Source organism: Burkholderia sp. Se-20378, assembly GCF_017104665.1.
Taxonomy (GTDB): domain Bacteria; phylum Pseudomonadota; class Gammaproteobacteria; order Burkholderiales; family Burkholderiaceae; genus Burkholderia; species Burkholderia lata.
Map to the genome: position 1 here is coordinate 1 of NZ_JAAGPG010000807.1, position 2,597 is coordinate 2,597.

2 protein-coding genes are annotated in these 2,597 nt (G+C 67.2%); one reads left to right on the forward strand and one right to left on the reverse strand.

The annotated features are described in order from the left end of the window. A partial coding sequence (locus G3N93_RS37760) for a cytochrome c5 family protein (protein WP_206135300.1) occupies positions 1–260 on the forward strand: 260 nt, incomplete at its 5' end. Between the two features lie 90 nt (positions 261–350). Here G3N93_RS37760 and G3N93_RS37765 read toward each other — a convergent pair. Next, positions 351–2,438, reverse strand: a complete 2,088-nt coding sequence (locus tag G3N93_RS37765; RefSeq protein WP_011350567.1) for a UvrD-helicase domain-containing protein — start codon at positions 2,436–2,438, stop codon at positions 351–353. Between the last annotated feature and the right edge of the window lie 159 nt (positions 2,439–2,597).

Consider the following 2,597-nt stretch of genomic DNA (forward strand, 5'->3'; position numbering starts at 1 on the left):
TCACGCCCGCCCCGGCCGGCGCCGACGCCGGCAAGGCGCTGTACACGTCGACCTGTCAGGCCTGCCACGCGGCGGGCGTGCTCGGTGCGCCGAAGTTCGGCAGCAAGGAAGACTGGGCGCCGCGCCTGAAGGACTCGATGGATACGGTCTACAACTACGCGCTGCACGGCAAGGGCGCGATGCCGCCGAAGGGCGGGTCGAACGCGTCGGACGCCGACGTGAAGGCCGCTGTCGACTACATGGTCAACGCGTCGAAATAACGCCGGCCCGGCCGTCCAGTAAAAAACCCCCGCGACGCATACGCATCGCGGGGGTTTTGTTTTGTCGGCGCTCCGCCGGAATGCGCCACATCACTTCTGCAGCAACGCCTTCAGGCTCGCAAGCCGGTCCTTCGGCGACATCGGCGCCTCCTCCGGCGTGGGCGGCGGCGCCTCGTCGAGCCCCATCTCCGGGATGAAGCGCGACGGTTCGCACACGACCGTCTCGCGCGCCCGCTTGCGCTTCTTGCACCAGTTCAGGTGCAGGCTGCGCTGCGCGCGCGTGATCGCCACGTACATCAGCCGGCGCTCCTCCTCGATCCGCTCGTTGTCGATCGGGCCGTCGTCCTCGGAGCCGCCGCGGTGCGGCATGATGCCTTCCTCGACGCCGACCAGGAACACGTGCGGATACTCGAGCCCCTTCGACGCATGGACGGTCGACAGCCGCACGGCGTCCGGGTCCTCGTCCTTGCCCTCGAGCATCGACATCAGCGCGACGGTCTGGATCAGGCCGAGCAGGTTCTTGCCCGTATCGGCGAGCCCATCCGCGTTGTGGAAGCCCTCCGCCTCGCCGTCGACGGCCGCCGTCTCGGGCTTGGTGCCCTTGCGCTTCAGCCATTCGAGGAATTCGAGCACGTTCTGCCACTTCGACTGCGCCTGCCGTTCGTCGAACGCGTCGTACAGGTACGCCTCGTAGTGGATCGCCTCCATCATGTCGTCGAGCACGGCGGTGGCAGGATCCTTGTCCGCGCGCTCGGTCAGGCGCTGGATGAAGTCGCAGAACATCCGCAGCGGCTCGACCTGGCGCGCGGACAGCCGCGCCTCGATCCCGCCCATGTACACGGCCTCGAACAGCGACACCTTCGCCTGGCCCGCGAACGAGCCGAGCGCTTCGAGCGTCGTGTTGCCGATCCCGCGACGCGGCGTGGTGACCGCGCGGATGAACGCGGGATCGTCGTCGGCGTTCGCGATCAGCCGCAGGTACGCGCACAGGTCCTTGATCTCGGCCTTGTCGAAGAACGACTGGCCGCCGGACAGCACGTACGGGATCCGCTCGCGCCGCAGCACCTGCTCGAAGATCCGCGCCTGGAAGTTGCCGCGATACAGGATCGCGTAGTCGCGGAACTGCGCGCGCCGCTCGAACTTGTGCGCGGACAGCCGGAACACGACCGATTCGGCTTCATGCTCTTCGTCGTTGCACGGCGTGACGGTGATCGAATCGCCCATCCCGTGTTCGGACCACAGCTTCTTCTCGAACAGTTTCGGGTTGTTCGCGATCACGTTGTTCGCGGCGGTCAGGATGCGCACCGTCGACCGGTAGTTCTGCTCGAGCTTGACCAGGTGCAGCTTCGGGAAATCCTTGCCGAGCTGCGCGAGGTTCTCGAGCGTCGCGCCGCGCCAGCCGTAGATCGCCTGGTCGTCGTCACCCACCGCCGTGAACGCCGCGCGCGGGCCGGCGAGCAGCTTCAGCAGCTCGTACTGGCACGCATTGGTGTCCTGGTACTCGTCGATCAGCAGGTAGCGCAGCTTGTTCTGCCAGCGGTCGCGCACCTGCTCGTTCTTCGCGAACAGCTCGGCGGGCAGGCGGATCAGGTCGTCGAAGTCGACCGCCTGGTACGCATGCAGCGTCGCGACGTAGTTGCGGTAGACCAGCGCGGCCTGGTGCTCGTCCTCGTTGGCCGCGATCGTCATCGCCTCGTCGGGCATGATCAGGCCGTTCTTCCACAGCGAGATGGTGCTCTGGATCTTGCGGATCAGGCCCTTGTCGGTCGTGCCGATCTGCTCCTGGATCATCCCGAAGCAGTCGTCCGAATCCATGATCGAGAACTGCGGCTTCAGGCCGACGTGCTCGGCCTCCTGGCGCAGGATCTGCACGCCCAGCGAGTGGAACGTGCAGACGGTGAGCTGGTTGACGGGCACCTTGCGGCCTTCCTTGCCGGGCGTGGTGAGCGTCTTGCCCTCGAGCAGCTTCGACACGCGCTCGCGCATTTCGGCGGCCGCCTTGTTCGTGAACGTGACGGCGGCGATATGGCGCGGCTCGAAGCCTTTCGCTTCGATCAGGTGCGCGATCTTCTGCGTGATCACGCGGGTCTTGCCGCTGCCCGCGCCAGCGAGCACGAGACAGGGACCGTCGAGGTAGCGCACCGCTTCGTTCTGGGCGGGATTCAGGCCTGCGGACATGATGGCGGATGGTGTTGCGGTTGACGGCGGAACGCCGGGAGGATGCCGTGCGCGGCGGGCTGGCGAAGCAGGCGGACACGCGGGCAGGACGCGCATGTTAACACGCCGGCGGCGCGCTTTTCGGGAGCGCCGCCGGACGGGGCTGCGCGGGCCGACGGG

Bases quoted from the DNA above. Each gene is read 5' to 3' on its own strand.
- G3N93_RS37765 (WP_011350567.1), bottom strand. From the start codon at position 2,438: ATGTCCGCAGGCCTGAATCCCGCCCAGAACGAAGCGGTGCGCTACCTC.